Here is a 16164-nt window from a genome sequence, read left to right as displayed (position 1 = left end):
AAGCCGCCAGTCGATCAGGGTGTTGCTTAAGCTGCTACCACGACAACGCGTACGGTGGCTTCAACTTCGGCGTGCAGGTGCACAGCCACGTCGAATTCACCCACGTTGCGGATGGTGCCGTTCGGCAGACGAACTTCGCTTTTTGCAACTTCAACGCCGGAGGCGGTCAGTGCGTCAGCGATGTCGTGAGTACCGATCGAACCGAACAGCTTGCCTTCGTCGCCAGCGGTGGCAGTGATGGTCACTTCCAGCTCGGCCAGTTGGGCAGCACGGCTTTCAGCCGATGCTTTACGGTCAGCAGCGGCTTTTTCCAGCTCAGCGCGACGCTCTTCGAACGCAGCCAGGTTGGCAGCGGTCGCAGCGGTGGCTTTGCCGAAAGGCAGCAGGTAGTTACGGCCGTAACCGGCCTTAACGTTTACTTTGTCGCCCAGGTTGCCCAGGTTGGCGATTTTTTCCAGAAGGATCAGTTGCATGTGGAAATCCTCTTAACTTTTAACCTTCACCGTTCGCGTTATCGGTGTCTTTCGACACGTGACGACCGCGAAAATCAATCAGGCTGTCGACAATGGCCAAGACCACAAGCAACGGACCGAGCAAGTGCATGAAAGGCACGAGCGTGACGTATATCCCCACCAGCCAGAAACCGGCCAGCCGTTTCTGCGCCACCAGCCCGTGAACCAGGGCCAGACCGGCGAAGAACAGCGGCACACTGCACAACGGCAACAGAACCAGTGCGTGCAGACCGAAGAACGGTGCCACACACATGACGGCCAGAAGCGACAGCGCAACGCCTTTCGGCAGTCGGATGGCGCGAAACTCGCGACCGAAACCGCCGGGGTTATACAACAACGCCTGCCAGTAGCGCCCAAGAATCAGGCACAGCACGCTAAAGACCTGCAACGACACCGCTGTCGAAATGATCGACAGTGGAACCGCCAACCCCGTGAGAATCGCCTTCTGGTCTGCCGAGAATTTCTCGTAGACCTCACCCATCGCCAGCGGCAAGACTTGTTCAAACGTCTGCGCCAGCGCTTCGGTGAAGGAACCGAAAACGGTCCCCAGGCTCACGGCAATCAACAATCCCACGGCCACGCTGACCAGCAGCACGCGATTCCAGGTGTGTTCGGCGCGTAAAACCAGCGCCAGACCGCAAGCCCCGAGCAGCACAATCAGTGCCGTCGGGTCTTTGAGGTAGTGCCAGCTCACCAACGCTGACAACACTCCCACACCCAGGACGCTCAAGGCGTCCGAACCGCGCCGCAGGAGCACAAGGCAACCTGCAGCGGCACTCAACCAGAACAACAGCGGCAATGCCGCAGATCCGGCCACGACCAGCGTGGCCTGCATACGCCCCCGCATGATGAATTCAGCCAAGGCACGCATGCATTCGATCCCTTACTTACTTGTCGACTACCCGGTCTCAGCGGCCGTGGCTGTCGGTGTAGGCCAGCAGGGCCAGGAAGCGGGCGCGCTTGATAGCGGTGGCCAGCTGACGCTGATAACGAGCTTTGGTACCGGTGATGCGGCTTGGAACGATTTTGCCGGTCTCGGATACGTAGGCTTTCAGAGTGTTGAGATCTTTGTAGTCGATCTCCTTCACGTCTTCAGCGGTGAAGCGGCAGAATTTACGACGACGGAAGAAACGTGCCATTTGATAGGCTCCTTAAAAGGTCCGTGGATTACTCGTCAGCGTTATCGCTGTTGTCGCTGTCGCTATCGCTGTCATCGCCATCGGCGCTGCCATCGTGCTCAGGACGTTCGCGACGCTCACGGCGCTCACTGCGGTTTTCTTCAGCCTTGAGCATCTCGGACTGGCCGGTAACGGCTTCGTCGCGACGGATGACCAGGTTACGGATCACAGCATCGTTGTAGCGGAAGTTGTCTTCCAGCTCGGCCAGAGCCTTGCCGGTGCACTCAACGTTCAGCATCACGTAGTGAGCCTTGTGAACATTGTTGATTGCGTAGGCCAGTTGACGACGGCCCCAGTCTTCCAGACGGTGGATTTTGCCGCCGTCTTCTTCGATCAGCTTGGTGTAACGCTCAACCATGCCGCCGACTTGCTCGCTCTGGTCAGGGTGGACCAGAAAGATGATTTCGTAATGACGCATGAATGCTCCTTACGGGTTGTAGCCTGCCGCTCAAAAACGGTCAGACAAGGAGTGAATGACACTTATGGACTTGCCGGCGCGGGGCACATGGGTGCCTGCCGTCACAGCAAGGGGCGCAATTGTAGAGAAGGGACAGAAGAGGTGCAAGGCAATTGGTGATTATTTGAACAGTCACCAATCCGGGCCACACCACAAAGCACTGTGGGAGCGAGCCTGCTCGCGATGGCGGCTTAACATCCAACAATGATGCTGAATGTAACTCCGCTATCGCGAGCAGGCTCGCTCCCACATGTTGGACTGCGCGAGGCTTAAGCCTTTTTGGCAGCCGCCTTGGCCTTGGCCCCGCGCTGGCGCTGGGCCTCGAACAGGCAAACGCCAGTTGCCACGGAAACATTGAGACTGCTGACGCTACCGGCCATCGGCAGGTTCACCAGGTAGTCGCAATGTTCACGGGTCAGGCGACGCATGCCTTTGCCTTCGGCGCCCATGATCAGGATGGTCGGGCCGGTCAGGTCCTGGTCATAGATGCTGACCTCGGCTTCGCCCGCCGTGCCGACAACCCACAGACCACGTTGCTGAAGCTTTTCCAGGGTGCGCGCGAGGTTGGTCACGGCCACCAACGGAATCACTTCCGCCGCGCCGCAGGCCACTTTCCGCACCACAGGGGTCAGGGTGGCCGACTTGTCTTTCGGCACGATGACCGCCAGCGCACCGGCAGCGTCCGCCGAACGCAGACAGGCGCCGAGGTTGTGCGGATCGGTCACGCCGTCGAGCACCAGCAGCAACGGCGCGCCTTCGGTGCGGTCGAGCAGTTCGTCGAGCATCGCTTCGCCCCAGACCTGGCTCGGACTGACGTCCGCCACCACGCCCTGGTGCACGCCTTCGACCCATGCGTCCATTTCGCGGCGCTCGGCCTGACCGATCTGGACCCGGTTTTCGTTGGCCAGCTCGATCAGCGTCTGCACCCGCGGATCGTTGCGGCTTTCAGCCAGCCAGATCTGCTTGACGCGTTTAGGGTGGTGACGCAGCAACGCTTCTACCGCGTGAACGCCGTAGATTTTTTCCAACTGACTCATGACTTCGCCTTCGGTTTACGTGCTCCGCCGCTTTTGGCTGGAGCGGAACCCGCTTTTGGCGGGCCCTTGCGGTGTTTGCTCGGTTTGCCTGGCTTGCTGCCGGAGGCCTTTTCAGGCGCCGACCGTCCGGTCTTTCCCCCGGACGCCGCTTTACCACCGTTTTTGGCGTCGGCCAGCAAGGCCTTCTTCATCTCACGGCTTTTGCGCAGCTCGGCGTTTTTTGCCACGGCATCGCTCGGGCGATAGGCCTCGGCGACTTTTTCCTTGGCCGGACGACGGCTGGCGGTTTTGGCCGGAGCCTTTTCTTCCACAGCCTTGGCCGCTGGAGCAGCGGTTTCGGCGCCACGTTTCTTGCGGCCGATTGGCGCGCTGATGGTTTTCTCGGCCATCTCGAAGTCGATCTTGCGCTCGTCGAGATCGACGCGCATGACGCGCACTTCAACGGTATCGCCAAGACGGAAGCTGCGACCGGTGCGCTCACCCGCCAGGCGGTGGTGCACAGGATCGAAGTGGTAGTAGTCGCCCGGCAGCGCCGTCACGTGCACCAGACCTTCGACGTAGATATCGGTCAGTTCGACGAACAGGCCGAAACCGGTCACGGCAGTGATCACGCCAGGGAACGATTCGCCCACGCGGTCTTTCATGAACTCGCACTTGAGCCAGTTCACCACGTCGCGGGTCGCTTCGTCGGCACGGCGCTCGCTCATCGAGCACTGCTCGCCGAGTTGCTCCAGCGCCGCCTCGTCGTACGGATAGATGCGCGCCTTCGGAATGGTCATCGCACCGGCACGGCGAACGTGCGGGGTGTCCTGTTTCGAATGGATCACGCTGCGGATCGCCCGGTGCGTGAGCAGGTCCGGGTAACGACGGATCGGCGAAGTAAAGTGGGTATAGGCTTCGTAATTCAGGCCGAAGTGGCCTTCGTTCTGGGCGCTGTACACCGCCTGGCTCAGGGAGCGCAGCATGACGGTCTGGATCAGGTGGAAATCCGGACGGTCCTTGATGCTGGCCAGCAGGGCCTGATAGTCCTTCGGCGTCGGGCCGTCCTTGCCTTTGTGCAGGGACAGGCCGAGTTCGCCGAGGAACGCACGGAGTTTTTCCAGACGCTCCGGTGGCGGACCGTCGTGGACACGGTACAGCGCAGGGATTTCGTGCTTCTTCAGGAACTCGGCAGTGGCCACGTTGGCCGCCAGCATGCACTCCTCGATCAGCTTGTGCGCGTCGTTACGGGTGGTCGGACGGATTTCGGCAATCTTGCGCTCGGAACCGAAGATGATCCGGGTTTCCTGCGTTTCGAAATCGATCGCGCCACGGACGTGACGGGCGGCCAGCAACACTTTGTACAGCGCGTAGAGCTGTTTCAGGTGTGGCAGAACGTCGGTGTATTCGCCGCGAAGCTTGCGACCTTCGGTGGCTTTCGGCGTTTCCAGCATCGCGCTGACCTTGTTGTAGGTCAGACGGGCGTGGGAGTGGATCACCGCTTCATAGAAGCAGTAGTCGGTCATTTCGCCGGACTTGGAGATGGTCATCTCGCAAACCATGGCCAGACGATCGACGTGCGGGTTCAGCGAGCACAGGCCGTTGGAGAGCTGCTCCGGCAGCATCGGCACCACGCGCTCGGGGAAGTACACCGAGTTGCCGCGCACCTGGGCTTCGTTGTCCAGGGCCGAGCCGATCTTCACGTAGCTGGAAACGTCGGCAATCGCCACGTACAACTTCCAGCCGCCGGAGAACAGGCGCAACTTGCCTGGCTTGGATTCGCAGTAGACCGCGTCGTCGAAGTCGCGGGCATCCTCACCGTCGATGGTGACGAACGGCAGATGGCGCAGGTCGACGCGCTTCTCTTTGTCTTTCTCTTCGACTTCCGGCTTGAGCTTGCCGGCTTCCTTCAGAACGGCTTCAGGCCAGACGTGCGGAATGTCGTAGGTGCGCAGGGCGACATCGATTTCCATGCCCGGCGCCATGTAGTTGCCGACGACTTCGATCACATCGCCTTGCGGCTGGAAGCGCGGAGTCGGCCAGTGAGTGATTTTCACCTCGACGAACTGACCGATCTGGGCGTTGGCGTTGCGCCCCGGGGTCACCAGCACTTCCTGCTGGATCTTCGGGTTGTCCGCGACGACGAAGCCGATACCGCCTTCTTCGAAGTAGCGGCCGACGATGCTTTCGTGGGCACGAGACACCACCTCGACGATCACGCCTTCGCGGCGACCGCGACGGTCCAGGCCGGAAACACGGGCCAGGGCACGGTCGCCGTCGAACACCAGACGCATTTGCGCCGGGCTCATGAACAGGTCGTCGGAGCCGTCGTCCGGCACCAGGAAGCCGAAGCCGTCGCGGTGACCGCTGATGCGGCCGAGGATCAGGTCGAGCTTGTCCACCGGCGCATAAGTGCCACGGCGGGTGTAGATCAGTTGAGCGTCGCGCTCCATGGCGCGCAGGCGGCGGCGCAGGGCTTCGATCTGGTCTTCTGTGGTCAGACCAAACTCTTCGACCAGTTGCTCGCGGGCAGCAGGCGAACCCCGATCAGCAAGGTGCTGAAGGATCAGTTCGCGGCTGGGAATAGGGTTTTCATATTTTTCCGCTTCACGAGCGGCCTCGGGATCGAGGGACTGCCAATCGGCCATTAGAGAGTTTTCACCTTGTCTATATGCGGGTTAGTTTGGCATAGGCGCCATCAAACGGGAAATTTCCGACTCTATAAGGCGCGTCTTGAGCCTTGTATCGACGTCTGAAAGGGGTTTTGAACACCGCTGGTAAAAAAAACCAATTTTTTTGCTGGCAGGGGTTTACAGTTAAAAAGACGCTCCGTATAGTGCGCGCCATCGACGACGTACAGACGCTGTCGAGATGCCCAGGTGGTGAAATTGGTAGACACGCCAGCTTCAGGTGCTGGTGACCTTACGGTCGTGGAAGTTCGAGTCTTCTCCTGGGCACCAATTTCGAGTTTGAGACTAGATCAGTTTCAAGACTCACACAAAAACCCGCGAAAGCGGGTTTTTTGCATTCTGCGTCCCGACTTTTTTCTGAAATTGATTTATTAAAATCAAATCAGGGGTTTACAGATCAAAAGGCGCTCCGTATAGTGCGCCACATCAACAGCGGCAACGCTGAAGATGAAGCCCAGATGGTGAAATTGGTAGACACGCCAGCTTCAGGTGCTGGTGACCTTACGGTCGTGGAAGTTCGAGTCTTCTTCTGGGCACCAATTCAAATTCAAGGTCACGATCTTGAATCTCACAAAAACCCGCGAAAGCGGGTTTTTGCGTTTCTGGCTTCCTGAAAAACTAAAGCCGCCCTACCAAACCCTTATCCTGCTCGCAAGGAGCATTTGAGAAACGATATCGTTTATCATTGTTGCAAGTTTTTGCAATGCGACAGTGAGGAACCCTGCGAATGATGTTTCGAAATACCCTGCGCCGCGGCTTGACCTTCACCCTGCTCGGCCTGGCACTCGCCACTCCCCTCACCCAGGCTGCCGATGCGGTTTCCCTGACTCTCTACAACGGTCAACACAAGGAAGTCGGCGACGCGATCGCCAAGGCCTTCGAAGCCAAGACCGGTATTCACGTCAATGTGCGCAAGGGCAGCAGCAACCAGCTCGCCAGCCAGATCATCGAAGAAGGCGACCGCTCCCCCGCCGACGTCATCTACACCGAAGAATCCCCGCCACTGAACAACCTCGGCGAACTCGGCCTGTTGGCCAAGACCGACGATGCAACCCTGGCAGTCCTGCCGAAAAAATACGTCGCCGGCAATGGCACCTGGATCGGCGTCACCGCCCGGGTTCGCGTGGTGGCCTTCAACCCGAAACTGGTCGATGAAAAAGACCTGCCCAAGTCGGTGCTGGATTTCGCCGATCCGCAGTGGCAAGGCAAGGTCGGTTTCGTGCCCACCAGCGGTGCCTTCCAGGAACAGGCCGTCGCCATCATCAAAAAACACGGTCGTGACGCCGCCGAAGAATGGCTGACCGGCCTGCGCGCCTTCGGCAAGACCTACAGCAACAACATGGTCGCCCTCAAGGCTGTGGAAAACGGCGAAGTCGCCACCGTACTGGTGAACAACTACTACTGGTTCGCCCTGCAACGGGAGAAAGGCAAGCTCGACTCCAAGCTGCACTACTTCACCGGCGGCGACGTGGGCGGCTTGATCACTGTCTCCAGCGCAGCGGTGCTGAAATCCAGCAAACATCCCAAAGAAGCCCAGCAATTTCTCGCCTACATGGCCAGCGAAGAAGGCCAGCGCGTGATCACCCAGACCACCGCCGAGTATCCGCTGCACAACGGCATGGAATCGGATCGCGGCCTCAAGCCTTTCAGTGAGCTGGAAGCACCGGACGTTACCCCGGCCGACCTGGGCAATGCCGAGGAAGCACTGGATCTGGAACGCGAAGTTGGCCTGAACTGATGAGCGCCTCGTTATCCGCCCCCGCCACGCGCGGGGGTTACGTGCCACGGCGCAAGCGGCCGTCGATCTGGCTGGTGCTGCCGGTATTGCTGCTGGTGGTGATGAGCCTGCTGCCGCTGGCCTATGTCGGCCTCAAAGCCTGGCAGGCGGGCTGGTCCGAGGCGCTGCACTTGCTGTGGCGCCCTTATGTGTTCGGCCTGCTGCGCAATACGCTGGCACTGATGGTGGGCGTAACCGTGACTTGCGGCGTGATCGGCCTGTCGCTGGCGTGGTTGCTGGAGCGCAGCAACCTGCCGGGCCGGCGTTTGTGGGGCGTGATTCTGTGTTTGCCGTTTGCGGTACCGGCATTCGTCAGCAGTTTTACCTGGGTATCGCTCAGCGCGCAGTTCGAAGGACTCGGCGGGGCGATCCTGGTGATGAGCCTGTCGAAATACCCACTGATCTTTCTGCCGGTAGCCGCCACTCTGCGCAATCTCGACCCTTCCCTTGAAGAGTCGGCAAGGACACTGGGACAGAATCGCTGGGGCGTATTTTTCCGCGTCACCCTGCCCCTGCTGTGGCCTTCGCTGCTGGCCGGTTCGCTGCTGATTGCGTTGCACATGCTGGTGGAGTTCGGCGCACTGTCGATCATCGGCCTGCAAACCTTCACCACCGCGATCTATCAACAATTCGAACTGGAATTCAGCAATGCCAACGCAGCGATGCTGTCGGCGGTGCTGCTGGCACTTTGTTTGATGTTGCTATGGCTGGAACTGCGGGTGCGTGGCAAGGGACGTCATGTGCGGACCGGCCAGGGTGCGGCGCGCCGGGCCGAACAAGTGCAACTGGGACCCTGGGCAATGGCCGGTCAGTTGTATTGCCTGATGCTGGCGATTGTCGGCAGCGGCATTCCACTGGGGATGCTGGCGTATTGGCTCGCCGTGGGTTCATCTGCCGCGTTCCCGGTGGCAGCAATCACCGAGGCCTTGCTGTCTTCGCTTGCGCTGTCGCTGGGTGGCGCGGGACTGTGTCTGCTACTGGCGGTACCGGTCGGATTGCTGGTGGTGCGCTACAAAGGCCAACTGGCGATCTGGGCTGAGCGTCTGCCGTATCTGCTGCATGCGCTGCCGGGGCTGGTGATTGCGCTGACGCTGGTGTATTTCGCCCTGCATTACGTGCCGGCGCTGTATCAGACTTCCCTGTTGTTGCTGATCGCGTATGCGCTGCTGTTCCTGCCACTGGCTCAGGCGCCGATCCGCACAGCGCTGAACAAGGCCGCACCACAACTGGAAGAAGCTGCCCGCACACTGGGTGCGTCATCGTTCACGGCGTTCTGCCGAGTGACCCTGCCGATCATTTTCCCGGCATTGGGCGCGGCGTTTGCGCTGGTTTTTCTGGATGCCATGAAGGAACTGACGGCGACACTGCTGCTGAGTCCGACCGGGCTCAACACCTTGGCGACCGAAGTCTGGGCACACACCGCGAATGTCGAGTTCGCAGCCGCAGCGCCTTATGCGGCGTTGTTGATTGTGGTCTCGGGGTTGCCCGTCTACCTGCTGACAACCCGGATGTATTTGAGCCGATAAAAAAATCGCAGCCGAAGCTGCGATTTTTTTTGCCCGCACTATCAGGCCCGGAACTGCCCCAGGCTGGCCTTGAGCTGCGCCGCCAGACCATCCAGCACCTTGCCGCTGGCCGTGGTCTCGACCACCGCTTGAGCGGCCTTCTCCGCCTGTGCATGAATCGTCTCGACCCGACCGCGCACGGCCTGCGCCCCCTGAGCCTGATGCGCCGCCGCCTGAGTCGCCAGACCAATCGCCGCATGCACCTGCTCGACCGAGGCCTGCACCGACTGCTGCAACCGCGCACTGTCACGCAACACCAGCAAACCTTCGCTGGCCTGACGCCCGGCCTGACCAATCGCCTCAACCGCCTCACGGGCACCCTGCTGCAAGGCCACGATATGCGCCTGAATGTCACCGGTGGAGCTTTGAGTCTTGCTCGCCAGCGCCCGGACTTCGTCCGCCACCACCGCAAAGCCGCGACCGGTTTCACCGGCCCGGGCCGCTTCGATGGCGGCGTTGAGCGCCAGCAAGTTGGTCTGCTCGGCGATACCGTGAATCACAGTCAGCACCACTTCGATCTGTTCGCTCTGCTGCGCCAGCCGCTCGATGACTTTCGCCCCGGTATCGACCTGACCCGCCAAAGCCTCGATCAGGCTGCCGACCTTGGCCGACGTGCGGGTGTTCTCGTCGGTGGCCTGACGAATATCCACCACCTGCTTCAGCGCAGCCTGCATCGCATGGCTTTCCGACTGCGCCTCATCAGCCATTTGCGACAGCGCGCGCAGACTTTCGGCAACCTCATCGCGCTGCATCCCGGCAGCCGCATCGGCACCCGCATTGCGCAGCGTCATCGCGCCGATTTCCACACCGGTGCGCTGAGCCACATCCCCGGCCTCGCGCACGATCGGCTGCAACTTATCCACAAAGCGGTTGACTGCCGACGCCATGTCGCCGATTTCGTCCTTGCTGTTGATCTGCACACGTTTGGTCAGATCACCCTCACCTGCCGCCAGGTCATCCATGGCGGCGTTGAGCATCTTCAAGCGGTTGACCACACGGTGGCCGAGCACCACCGCCAACAGCAACAGCACGCCGGCGCCGACCAGCGCCAGTCCCATACCGATACGCCAGCGTAGTGTGGCTGCGGCGTCCTGTACGGTGTTGGTCGTGTTGGCTTTCATCTCCGCGGCCGTGGACTGCGCCGACTGCAGGCGAGCGCGCATGGCCGTGGCGCTGTCGGCGGCGGCGCCCTTGAGGCTATCGCCGACCAGTTGATCACTGCTGGCGATCAGCGCCGAGAAGCGCTGATCGAGTGCCGCCAGATCGGTGTCCACCGAGGCCGTAGAGACACCCATCAGCACCTTGCCGATCTCCACGCCGTTGGGATTGATCGAGGCTTCGAGGTAATAGACCGAGGGATCATGCTTCGCCGCATCCAGCACCTTATCCAGCGCCCGCTCGCCCTGGCCTTTTTCCAGAAGGGCCTTGTTGATCGGGTTCTCGCGGTTGAGATAACGGGTCAAATGCTGGCCGGTGGCGTCGTCGTAAACCACGAACAGCACGTTGGGATTGCGCTGGGCCCGGCGGGCGAATTCGGACAGGGTCGGCACGTCGCTGTCCCACATGGCGCGAGGCGCTACAGAGGCCAGCAACTGGGCCATGTCGTTGGCCGAGTCCTTCAGGTCTTTTTCCAGGGTCGCACGCAGTTGTGCCTGCTCATCCTTCAAACGCGAGGACAGGCCGGCAGTCAAACGCTGGCGAGTATTGGTGGATAGGGTATCGAGGCTCGAGGTGACTTCGCGCCCTGCCTGCTCCAGCTCACCAGAGAGCTTCTGGCTGTCGGCGCCCAGGCGAGTGCCGAGGTCAGCTTCCAGCGCGGTGACGGTGCTCCGCGTCAGGGCGACGGCCACCAACACTTGCACCAAAAGGGCGATACCAAGGGTAACGAATACGGGCCGCAACAAACGGCTTTGTAACAGTGAGAGAACGGCCGACACTGTGAATCCCTCTACTTCTGACGCCATTAATTTGATGGCACTCTTGTAGACAGATTCACAGCAAAGGTCATGCCGTCCAACAGGCATAAACGACAAAGGCCCCGATGAAGGGGCCTTTGTGTTTTTACATCAACGACTTATCAAGCGAACGGATGACGCAGAACGATGGTTTCGTTGCGGTCCGGGCCCGTCGAAATAATGTCGATCGGCGCGCCGATCAATTCTTCAACGCGTTTGATGTAGGCGCGAGCGTTGGCCGGCAGCTCTTCCAGGGTCTTGGCGCCCACGGTCGATTCGGTCCAGCCCGGCACTTCTTCGTACACAGGCTGCAGGCCTACGTAGCTGTCAGCGTCAGTCGGCGCAACAGCGTTGCCTTGCGCGTCTTTGTAGCCGGTGCAGATGTTGATGGTTTCCAGGCCGTCGAGTACGTCCAGCTTGGTCAGGCAGATGCCCGAGATGCTGTTCACATCGATAGCGCGACGCAGGATAACGGCGTCGAACCAGCCGCAACGACGGGCACGGCCGGTGGTCGCACCGAACTCGTGACCCTGCTTGGCCAGGTGCGCGCCGACTTCGTCGAACAGCTCGGTCGGGAACGGGCCCGAACCTACGCGAGTGGTGTAAGCCTTGGTGATGCCCAGGATGTAGTCCAGGAACATCGGGCCAACGCCCGAACCGGTCGCCACGCCACCGGCGGTGGTGTTGGAGCTGGTCACGTACGGGTAGGTACCGTGGTCGATGTCGAGCAACGAGCCCTGGGCGCCTTCGAACATGATGTCTTTGCCGGCGCGACGCAGGTCATGCAGCTCGGCAGTGACGTCCAGCATCAGCGGCTTCAGCAGCTCGGCGTATTCCTTGCACTCGGCCAGGGTCTTTTCGAACTCGATGGCCGGCTCTTTGTAGTAACCGACCAGCATGAAGTTGTGGTAATCCACCAGTTCACGCAGCTTGTCTTCAAAGCGCGGCATATTGAGCAGGTCGCCCACACGCAGACCACGACGTGCAACCTTGTCTTCGTAAGCCGGGCCGATGCCGCGACCGGTGGTACCGATCTTCAGCTCGCCACGGGCCTTTTCACGGGCCTGGTCCAGCGCCACGTGGAAGGACAGGATCAGCGGGCAGGACGGGCTGATACGCAGACGCTCGCGCACCGGTACGCCTTTCTCTTCCAGCTTGGTGATCTCGCGCAGCAGGGCGTCAGGTGCAACCACCACGCCGTTGCCGATCAGGCACTGCACGCCTTCGCGCAGCACGCCCGACGGGATCAGGTGCAGGACGGTTTTTTCACCGTCGATCACCAGTGTGTGGCCAGCGTTGTGGCCACCTTGGTAGCGCACTACGGCGGCAGCATGTTCGGTCAGCAGATCAACGATCTTGCCTTTGCCCTCATCACCCCACTGGGTGCCCAGGACTACGACATTCTTACCCATAACACTTGTCCTCATTCGCGCAAACTTGGTGCCGGCGTTGGCCGGCAGGAAAACTCAAGAAGCCAGTGGCGATACTTGCCAAAGCCCGTTCTGCTGGATCAATTGCCGGTCGCAGTCCGCATCACGGGCGGCGGCCAAAGGTTGTCCAGGCAATGCCTGAACGACACGCTGACCCTCACTGCGCAACTGGCAAACCTGCTGCCAGAGTGCCGCATCCGTACTGTCAGGCATCCAGATACCGCCAGACGGTAGCTCGACCTCAGCACGCCCCAGGGTCACCAGGGTTTTCAAATCGGTGGAAAAGCCGGTTGCCGGACGGGCACGACCGAAGTCGGCGCCGATGTCGTCATAGCGACCGCCCTGAGCGATGGACTGGCCGACACCCGGCACGAACACCGCGAACACCACACCGGTGTGGTAGTGGTAACCGCGCAGCTCGCCCAGATCGAAGTACAGCGGCAGCTCCGGGAAGCGCGCCGACAGTCTTTCGGCGATCGCCAGCAAATCTTCCAGCGCCGCCAGTACCGGCGCCGGCGCATTGGCCAGGCGCTCACGGGCAGCGCTCAACACTTCACGGCCGCCGCACAGATCGACCAACGCACGCAGCATGCCGGACAGATCGGTCGGCAGGCCTTCGGTCAGGGTAATGACCTCGTCGATGGCCTTGCGTTGCAATGCATCGAACAGCTGTTGCTCGACCTCACCCGACAGACCGGCCGCCTGGGCCAGACCGCGATAGATGCCAACGTGGCCCAGGTCCATGTGCACGTCCGGCACATCGGCCAGTTGCAGCATGGCCAGCATCAGGCTGATGACTTCAACGTCGCTGCTCGGGCTGGCATCGCCGTACAACTCGGCGCCCAACTGGATCGGGCTGCGCGAGGACGACAAGGCACGTGGCTGGGCATGCAGCACGCTGCCGGCGTAGCACAGACGGCTCGGGCCTTCGCGACGCAGGGTGTGCGCATCGATGCGCGCCACTTGCGGCGTGATGTCGGCACGGAAACCCATCTGCCGGCCCGATTGCGGGTCGATGACCTTGAAGGTACGCAGATCCAGGTCCTGGCCCGCGCCGGTCAGCAGGGATTCCAGGTACTCGATATGGGGAGTCACGACAAACTCGTAACCCCAGCTCTGGAACAGATCCAACACCTGACGACGCGCGACTTCAATGCGCGCCGCTTCCGGTGGCAGTACTTCTTCGATGCCATCTGGCAGCAGCCAGCGGTCTACCGTTGCCATTACGCCATTCCCCTTAGATCCGGGCGGCCAGCCCGAGGGCGAGCCTTGAGTGAAGCAGAAAATGACCGGCCCGTTCAAAACGCACGCGCATGAACGACGCGGCGAAAGGCCTGTTACCGGCTTCGCCCATCACTTTCCTCGAAAAACTGTCGGGTCATTCAACCCGATCTTCTGCAACAAAAACAGCAATCAAACGTGCAGACGCAAAAAAGCCGGGAATTTCCCGGCTGCCGCATCATACACACGTTTTCCGAAAGGATCACCCCGCCCGAGGTTTTAGCCGCCGGGCGGAATGATTCAGGTCAACGTCGTATCAAGGCTTGGACTTTTCCAGATAACGGAAGAAGTCGCTGCTTGGGTCGAGGACCATGACGTCGGATTTGTTCGCGAAGCTTTCACGGTAGGCGCGCAGGCTGCGGTAGAAACCGTAGAACTCCTGATCCTGACCGTAGGCCTTGGAGTAGATCGCAGCGGCCTGGGCGTCACCGTCACCGCGAATCTCTTCGGATTCACGATAGGCTTCAGCCAGCAGCACGCGGCGTTGACGATCGGCGTCGGCACGGATGCCCTCAGCCAGCTCGTTACCCTTGGCGCGGTGCTCGCGAGCTTCACGCTCACGCTCGGTGCTCATACGTTCGAACACGCTGCGGTTCACTTCCTTCGGCAGGTCGATAGCCTTGACCCGGACATCGACGACTTCGATACCCAGCTCTTTTTCCGCCATCTTGTTCAGCGACGCCGTGATGTCGGCCATCAGCGCATCGCGCTCACCGGACACCACTTCGTGCAGGGTACGTTTACCGAACTGGTCACGCAGGCCCGATTCCAGACGACGGGACAGACGCTCGTCGGCGATCTGCTTGAGGCCGGAAGTCGCGGTGTAGAAGCGCTCGGCATCTTTCACGCGCCACTTGGCGTAGGCATCGACCATCACGGCTTTCTTTTCCAGGGTCAGGAAGCGTTGCGTCGGTGCATCCAGCGTCATCAGACGTGCGTCGAATTTACGCACCTGATTAACGTAAGGCACCTTCACATGCAGACCCGGCTGAACATCGGCCTGAACCACGCGACCGAACTGCAGCAGCACCGCACGCTCGGTCTGAGCCACGATGTAGAAGCAGTTCCAGCCAACCAGTACCACAACAACGCCAACGATCAGGGCGATCAGCGATTTATTGCTCATCAGCGGGTCTCCCTTGTACGTGTCTGCGGCAGGTCAGTGACATGCGGCACGACATCCGTGTTGTTGCTGGCGGCGGCTGAACCGGTGACCGGTGCACTGCTGCCCGAACTGTTCTGAATCATCTTGTCCAGCGGCAGGTAAAGCAGGTTGCTCTGGCCATTCTTGTTGCCGGTCACGAGAACCTTGCTGGTGCTGCTGAAGACTTCCTGCATGGTGTCCAGGTACAGACGCTGGCGAGTGACCTCGGGCGCCTTGCGATACTCGGCAACCAGCTTGGTGAAGCGATCAGCCTCACCCTTGGCGCGAGAAACCGTTTCGTCACGGTAACCGTTGGCATCTTCAAGGATGCGCTGGGCCTGACCACGGGCTTCCGGCACCACGCCGTTGGCGTAGGTTTCAGCCTGGTTGCGCGAACGCTGCTCGTCTTCACGGGCGCGGATCACGTCATCGAAGGCTTCCTGCACTTCACGCGGTGCAGCTGCGCTCTGTACGTTGACCTGGGTAACGGTGATACCGGTGCGATAGGTATCGAGGAAGCGTTGCAGACGCTCCTTGATCTCGCTGGCCATCAACTCACGACCTTCGGTCAGCACCTGGTCCATCGCGGTGGAACCCACCACATGGCGCAGCGCACTGTCGGTCGCGTGTTGCAGGCTGATTTCCGGCTGGTCGACGTTCAGCACGAAGTCCTGCAGGTTGCTGATCTTGTACTGCACGGTCAGCGGCACTTCGACGATGTTCTCGTCTTCGGTCAGCATCTGGCCCTGCTTGGTGTAGGCACGCTCGCGCGTGACGTTTTCCATGTACTTCTTGTCGATCGGCGGGAAGTAGATGTTCAGGCCCGGGCCGACAGTCTCGTAGTACTTGCCGAAGCGCAGCACCACGGCCTGCTCCTGCTCGTCCACCACGTACACCGCGCTGTACAGCCACACGGCCGCCAGCACGACGAGGCCGATGCCGAGCAGGCCGCCGAAGCCGCCACTCTTGCCCGAACCGCCACCGTCATCACCACCCCGTTTCTTGCCACCACCGAACAACCCGTTCAGGCTTTCCTGCAGCTTTCGGAAGGCCTCGTCGAGATCTGGTGGTCCCTTGCGGTCGCCGTTATTGCGGCGCTTGCCACCCCAAGGATCCTGATTGTTCGAGTTGCCACCCGGCTCATTCCAAGCCATAGCGC

The 16164-nt window shown here is 60.7% G+C and carries 13 protein-coding genes, 2 tRNA genes and 1 pseudogene; 4 read left to right on the top strand and 12 right to left on the bottom strand.

Features of this window, described 5'->3' with window-relative positions; translation table 11 throughout:
* Positions 1–26: 26 nt before the first annotated feature.
* The 6 genes from rplI to rnr all read right to left on the bottom strand — a co-directional run bounded on the left by rplI (position 27) and on the right by rnr (position 5811).
* A complete protein-coding gene (gene rplI, locus CAG02_RS17060) occupies positions 27–473 on the bottom strand; it encodes a 50S ribosomal protein L9 (protein WP_003186385.1) in 447 nt (148 codons plus the stop codon).
* A gap of 19 nt (positions 474–492) precedes the next feature.
* Positions 493–1383: a hypothetical protein gene (locus CAG02_RS17055; RefSeq protein WP_085711164.1), complete on the bottom strand. Its 891-nt coding sequence runs from the start codon at positions 1381–1383 to the stop codon at positions 493–495.
* Positions 1384–1420: 37 nt separating this feature from the next.
* The gene (gene rpsR, locus CAG02_RS17050; RefSeq protein ID WP_002551829.1) at positions 1421–1651 is read right to left on the bottom strand and encodes a 30S ribosomal protein S18; all 231 of its coding nucleotides are present in this window, start codon (positions 1649–1651) and stop codon (positions 1421–1423) included.
* A gap of 28 nt (positions 1652–1679) precedes the next feature.
* Positions 1680–2108 (bottom strand): 30S ribosomal protein S6, encoded by a 429-nt coding sequence (gene rpsF, locus CAG02_RS17045; RefSeq protein WP_007950702.1) that lies wholly within the window; start codon positions 2106–2108, stop codon positions 1680–1682.
* A gap of 308 nt (positions 2109–2416) precedes the next feature.
* Positions 2417–3184 (bottom strand): 23S rRNA (guanosine(2251)-2'-O)-methyltransferase RlmB, encoded by a 768-nt coding sequence (gene rlmB, locus CAG02_RS17040; protein ID WP_007967448.1) that lies wholly within the window; start codon positions 3182–3184, stop codon positions 2417–2419.
* On the bottom strand, positions 3181–5811 hold the full coding sequence (rnr, locus tag CAG02_RS17035; protein WP_085711163.1) for a ribonuclease R: 2631 nt from the start codon (positions 5809–5811) through the stop codon (positions 3181–3183). The genes rlmB and rnr overlap by 4 nt, the downstream gene beginning before the upstream one ends.
* A 225-nt stretch (positions 5812–6036) precedes the next feature.
* On the opposite strand from rnr, the gene CAG02_RS17030 reads away from it, so the two are divergent.
* The 4 genes from CAG02_RS17030 to CAG02_RS17015 all read left to right on the top strand — a co-directional run bounded on the left by CAG02_RS17030 (position 6037) and on the right by CAG02_RS17015 (position 9156).
* A tRNA-Leu gene (locus tag CAG02_RS17030) sits at positions 6037–6123 on the top strand.
* 182 nt (positions 6124–6305) lie between these two features.
* A tRNA-Leu gene (locus CAG02_RS17025) sits at positions 6306–6392 on the top strand.
* Positions 6393–6580: 188 nt separating this feature from the next.
* Entirely contained in the window at positions 6581–7591 is a 1011-nt protein-coding gene (locus CAG02_RS17020) for an extracellular solute-binding protein (RefSeq protein WP_085711162.1), read from the top strand.
* A complete protein-coding gene (locus tag CAG02_RS17015; protein ID WP_085711161.1) occupies positions 7591–9156 on the top strand; it encodes an iron ABC transporter permease in 1566 nt (521 codons plus the stop codon). The genes CAG02_RS17020 and CAG02_RS17015 overlap by 1 nt, the downstream gene beginning before the upstream one ends.
* 41 nt (positions 9157–9197) lie before the next feature.
* On the opposite strand, the gene CAG02_RS30265 is transcribed toward CAG02_RS17015, so the two are convergent.
* The 6 genes and pseudogenes from CAG02_RS30265 to hflK form a co-directional block, all read right to left on the bottom strand.
* Positions 9198–9902 (bottom strand): methyl-accepting chemotaxis protein, encoded by a 705-nt coding sequence (locus CAG02_RS30265; RefSeq protein WP_371856503.1) that lies wholly within the window; start codon positions 9900–9902, stop codon positions 9198–9200.
* A 201-nt stretch (positions 9903–10103) separates the two neighbouring features.
* A pseudogene (locus CAG02_RS30260) lies at positions 10104–10157 on the bottom strand (hypothetical protein); the annotation flags it as partial.
* A 1115-nt stretch (positions 10158–11272) separates the two neighbouring features.
* On the bottom strand, positions 11273–12562 hold the full coding sequence (locus tag CAG02_RS17005) for an adenylosuccinate synthase (protein WP_085711159.1): 1290 nt from the start codon (positions 12560–12562) through the stop codon (positions 11273–11275).
* Positions 12563–12616: 54 nt separating this feature from the next.
* Positions 12617–13804: an ATP phosphoribosyltransferase regulatory subunit gene (locus CAG02_RS17000; RefSeq protein WP_085711158.1), complete on the bottom strand. Its 1188-nt coding sequence runs from the start codon at positions 13802–13804 to the stop codon at positions 12617–12619.
* Between the two features lie 313 nt (positions 13805–14117).
* The gene (hflC, locus tag CAG02_RS16995) at positions 14118–14987 is read right to left on the bottom strand and encodes a protease modulator HflC (RefSeq protein WP_027611416.1); all 870 of its coding nucleotides are present in this window, start codon (positions 14985–14987) and stop codon (positions 14118–14120) included.
* Positions 14987–16159, bottom strand: coding sequence for an FtsH protease activity modulator HflK (hflK, locus tag CAG02_RS16990; RefSeq protein ID WP_085711157.1), 1173 nt, complete (start codon positions 16157–16159; stop codon positions 14987–14989). Before hflK ends, hflC begins: the two co-directional genes overlap by 1 nt.
* Between the last annotated feature and the right edge of the window lie 5 nt (positions 16160–16164).

Origin of the sequence: Pseudomonas sp. R43(2017), from assembly GCF_002112345.1 — a bacterium.
Classification (GTDB): Bacteria; Pseudomonadota; Gammaproteobacteria; order Pseudomonadales; family Pseudomonadaceae; genus Aquipseudomonas; species Aquipseudomonas kribbensis.
The sequence above is the reverse complement of the archived record's forward strand: the minus strand, read 5'-3'. Positions and strand labels throughout refer to the sequence as shown.